This is a genomic window from Streptomyces sp. (assembly GCF_035563135.1).
GTDB lineage: Bacteria > Actinomycetota > Actinomycetes > Streptomycetales > Streptomycetaceae > Streptomyces.
In genome coordinates this window covers 1-4626 of the sequence record NZ_DATMVN010000621.1, presented here as the reverse complement: position 1 = coordinate 4626, position 4626 = coordinate 1, and the positions used below count along the sequence as shown (strand labels likewise).

The window sequence follows — 4626 nt, the reverse complement described above, 5'->3', positions numbered from 1 at the left end:
CTGGGCCCAGCCGGAGACCGCGCCGGCGTAGGCGGTCCCGAAGCCCGTGCCGCCGTGCCGGGTACCGGCGGGCATGGTGGCCGCGAGCGCCACGCCACCGGGCGCCCGCACGGTCACGCTGTCACCGATCCGGTAGGCGGTGACCTGGCCCGCGTCGAGGGCGGCCCGCCAGGCGGCCCGGCGCTGCATCTCGACGCCGATGTCCTTCATGCGGAGGTTCACCACGGGGGTGTCGTCGGTGAACAGGTCGTCGTAGTCACCGAGCACACCGTCGAGCACCGGGTAGGCGATGCGGTCCTCGGCGAGGTTCGACTGGTGGATGAAGTGCGGCTTGGGGTCGTTGGAGAGGACGTGCCCCAGCGCGATCCGGGTCTCCAGCGGCACGATGTGCTCGGTGTAGCCGGTGGCGGTGTCCAGCGGTGCGGGCAGGCAGGTGGAGGTGGCGGGGTTGTCCTCACAGATCCCGCTGCCGCCCTGGGCGCGGCCGGTGTAGATCCAGTTGTACTCGTCGACCTGTTCGGCCGCCCGCCCGGCGTTGTAGAAGATGTTCATCGGGTAGCGGGAGACGGTCGTGGCGGTACCGACCCGGCGCTGCACGGGGTCCCGGGAGTTGTCCGAGCCCAGCCACTCGATGCGCGTGTCGGCGAGGGCGGGCCCCAGGTTGGGGTTGTCCACCGGCTGCTGCGGGGTCACCTTCAGGCCGGAGTGCTCACCGGTGACCAGCTCCTCGCTCCGCAGCGGGAGCCCGGCGGCCTTGCCCCACGCCTCGTTGGCCGCGATCTCGTCGGCGATCTCGTTCCGGCCGACCCACCGGGTGGAGCCGTCCGGGCCGGTCGCGCACTTCCACGGCACCACACCGGTGTCCTGCACACAGCCCAGGAAGGCGTGGGTGTAGGTGTGGTTGATCCAGCGGAACTGCTCGCGGTCGGCCACCAGCTTGTCGGCGAGGGCGTCCTGGCCGCCGTTGTCCTCGCGGTGGTCCACGGTGCCGGAGGCGTTGTAGGCGAAGTCGAGGGTGAATTCCCGGCTGTCCTGCCAGGCTGTCGCGTGGTCGACGTCGGCCGGGACCATGCGGATCGGGTTCGGGGTGCCCTCACCCGGTTGGCAGTCCACGTCGCCAGGGGTGCAGTTGAGTGCGGAGTCCCAGCGGTCGTCGGCGGCGAAGACGTCGTCGACGTGGACCGCGAAGTAGTTGCGGTCGGCGCCGAGGTGCACCCCGCCGGTCATCCACTCCACGATGCCCCGGGCCAGCAGCCGGTACTGCTGCTGGTACCGGTTGTAGACGAAGGTGACCACGAGTTCCCGCCGGCCGTCGTGCCGGTACTCGCCCACCAGGGAGCCCTTCGTCGTCCTGCCCGGGATGGCGGCCTGGACGTAGGGGACGAAGTCGGCGCCCGCCGCCGGCGTCGAGAGGTAGGCGTAGGACTCGCCCACGGTGGGGGAGTTGTCCTCGAACGGGACGACGCCCTCCAGGTAGCCGAAGGCCCCGGCCTTCCCCGCCTGCGTCACCTCGGCCCGCACCCCGTCGACGCTGCCGGCGTAGCCGGTGCCGACCGCCGCGTTGAGCCCGACCTGTGGACGCGCGTAGGTGTAGGCGTCGACCTGCGGGATCGAGTACGTCTGCTCGTAGGCCACGAGGGCCGCCATCTCGGCGGAGCCCGCCGGGAACGGGTTGTCGTTGGGCAGGACGACGGCCTGGTACTTCGCACGCGGCCGGCCCTCGACCGTGTCGGCGAGGAAGCCCGCGTCGATCACAGCCCGGCCGGGGTCCTCCAGGTCGACCTCGGTGTACGGCGTCCCGGCGTTCTCCAGCTCGGCGGCGATGGCGTCGGTCGACGGCCCCCCGTCGCTCACGACCAGCACGCGCAGATCGACACGCGGTGCCGGATCCTCCGCCTGGGCCGTGGCCGTCGGCAGCCCGATGGCCGCCATCAGTGCGCCCATGACGAGCGCGGTGGTGCGAATGGTCCGCTTCATGCGGTGGAAACCCCTCCCCAGGGCAGGGGAGGTCAGGCTCCTGCCGGAGCCTGTCCCACCCCCACGACCACGCCGTCGCCCCCCTGAGACGCCGGTCGTCGACTCATCCGTCGTGTCACATAGTGAGGTCTGTGTGGAGTTTTTGTGTGACCGACAGAGGACTTGGCGGAAAAGCGTATGTGTCTGTCCATACGACAGGATGGTTAGCGTGAGCGGTACGGTGCCGCTGGTCATCGGGGTGGGGCCGGCCCGCACGCCTGTGTGCTGCTGCGGAAGGCGGACGGCGGAACCCGGGCCACCGGATGTGGCGGAGGTGGGAGACCAGTGGTCCAGACCAAAATGCCGACCGGTGGGGAGCTGGATCAAGTCACTCAGGGGGCGGCACGGCGACGGCGGCCGGCGTGGAGCAGGGCCGGCCGCCGTCTTCGTCCATGAGGTCCCCGCTCAGCGGGGGCGCGCGCCGCTCGGGACGCACAGGTGTGCGGTCACGCGCACAGCACGCGCGTCTCCGGAGTGTGGACCGGGCCGCCGCTGAGGCTGGTGCTGTCGCTGAACTCGGCGTAGAAGTAGGAGTAGAAGCCGATGTTGCCGTTGCAGCCGGAGTCGGCGGCGATCTGCAAGGTCAGGGTGACGGTACGGCTCTGGCCGGGCGGGACGGTGGTGCCGTAGTTGCCCCCGAGGTCGGCCGGACCGGTCCCGGAACACGGGACGGCCCCGGCGCCCGTCGCCAGACTGCAGCCGGTGAAGCTGTACTTGAGGTCGGGGCGCTGGGTGGTCAGCCAGGTCGGGTCGATGGTCTGGTAGATGAACCAGATGTCGTACGTCTGATTGTTCTTGATCGTCATCGACAGGTTCACTGTGCCGCCGGGCGTGGTGGTGGCGGCGTCGGTGCTGAACGAGAGCTCGGCAGGGGCCGGCTCGGCGGCGCTCGCGGAGGGCGTCAGGCCGAAGAGGGCGAGAGCGAGGGCGATGATCGTGGCGAGACCGAAGCGTCTCGTGCGAGTGAATCTCATGGCCCGGGAGGTTAGGCACGACCCCGGTGCACCGTCTGCACCCTGAGGCGCACCGTGCGCAGCATGCGGCTGAAAGTGGTTGTGAAGTGAAGGACTTGTGAAGTCGCCTTCACGTGGTGGCGGGGAAGAGGGTTCCCGCACGCCGGCGCCATGATGGGGTGCGGGCGCGGAGAGCGGCCACGGGGCTCCCCGGCGGGAGGTGCGCGCTGTGAGGCCAATGGCGAATTCCGGGCGGCTCGTCCCGGCGCCGCGGGTCCTGGGGCGGCTCGCGGCCTCCGGCGTCCTGGCGTGCTGGACGGGCAGCGGTGGGGGCGCCCTGTGCGCGGTGCGGGAGTGTCAGCCCTCGTCCGCGGTGAGGGCCTCTTCCCAGGGGATCTCCGTCGATGCGAGGTAGGTGAGCCCCCGCTGCTCCCAGAGGCGCGCATGGCGGGCGACCCGGACGCGGTGGTCCTCCCACCGGGGCGGCCGGCCGGTCCACGCCGCCGCCGCGACGGACGGCAGACGGGGCAGCAGCAGGAAGGTCACGTCGTCGAGCCCTTCGACCGACTCGCCGAAGACCGTCGCCTCCACACCGGCGAGGCGCTCCTCGGGGATCGCGTGGGACGCGGGGTCCCAGGCGGCGGCGTACCGGACGCCGCGGGGCCGGTAGGCGGGGAATCCGAGGCGGGCGGCGGCGGAGGCCTGGGCGGGCGGGACGGCCTCGTGGGCGTACGCGCGGTCCAGGTACAGGTGTGACTGCGGGGACAGGAGCACGCGGCCGCCGCCTCCGAGGATCCGGGCGAGGTCGTGGTCGCTGGGCGCGAAGAACCTCTTGAGCGCCGCGATCAGCTCGGGGGTGTGGCCCGCGGCGAGCAGTTCGGGGCGGCCGGCGAGCTCCTCCGGGGTGTCCGGCAGGTCCATCATCGGCACGTCCACCCAGTACTGGGCGATGTCGTCCGGCCCGACACCGGCGCGCGAGGCCTCCTGCCAGGCCAGCGGGCGCTTCCCCGAGGCGCGTACCAGCGAACGCAGTTCCCGGATCGCATGCGTGAAGCTGTCCTGGGTCGCCCCGACCGCCTCGTCGCCGCCGATGTGCACGAACGGACCCTCGGTCATGCGGCAGACATCGGCGAGGACGGAGGCGACGGCCTCCCGGGTGCCGCGGTCCGCGAGGTCGAGCGGCGGGACGTACGGGAAGCGTCCCTCCAGGCCCTCGGGTGCCGGTGCGTCCGGGAGGCCGGGCAGTGCCTCGCGCAGGGCGGCGCAGTGTCCGGGCAGGTCGATCTCGGGGACGATCGTCACGAAGCGTTCGGCGGCGTACCGCTGGAGGGCGCGGTACTCCTCGGTGGTGTAGAAGTCGCGCGGGGCGCCGTCCGGCCCGGCCGCGGTGAGCCCGGGAGTACCGGGGACCTCCAGGCGCCAGCCCTCGTTGTCCGTCAGGTGCAGGTGCAGGACGTTGAGTTTGTAGAGCGCCATCACATCGACGACACGGCGCACTTCACCCGGTGCGAGGTGGTGGCGTGCCGGGTCGACCAGGAGGCCGCGCCAGGCGAAGCGGGGGGCGTCGCGCAGTTCCTGGCAGGGGATGGGGCCGGAGGAGGTGGCGATCAGCTGGATCGCTGTGGCGGCCGCCCGGAACACCCCGGCGGGGGTGGCG

The 4626-nt window shown here is 71.9% G+C and carries 3 protein-coding genes; all 3 read right to left on the bottom strand.

The genetic code is table 11. The annotated features are described in order from the left end of the window. Positions 1 to 1977: hypothetical protein (locus VN520_RS27700; RefSeq protein ID WP_325749685.1), on the bottom strand; the 1977-nt coding region annotated here is incomplete at its 3' end. 485 nt (positions 1978 to 2462) lie between these two features. Continuing rightward, complete coding sequence (locus VN520_RS27695) at positions 2463 to 2990, bottom strand: hypothetical protein (protein ID WP_325749684.1); 528 nt, start codon at positions 2988 to 2990, stop codon at positions 2463 to 2465. Positions 2991 to 3326: 336 nt separating this feature from the next. Continuing rightward, positions 3327 to 4626: family 20 glycosylhydrolase (locus tag VN520_RS27690; protein WP_325749683.1), on the bottom strand; the 1300-nt coding region annotated here is incomplete at its 5' end.

Excerpts from the sequence above, each read along its gene's own strand:
- VN520_RS27695 (WP_325749684.1), bottom strand. The coding sequence starts at position 2,990 with ATGAGATTCACTCGCACGAGACGCTTCGGTCTCGCCACGATCATCGCC.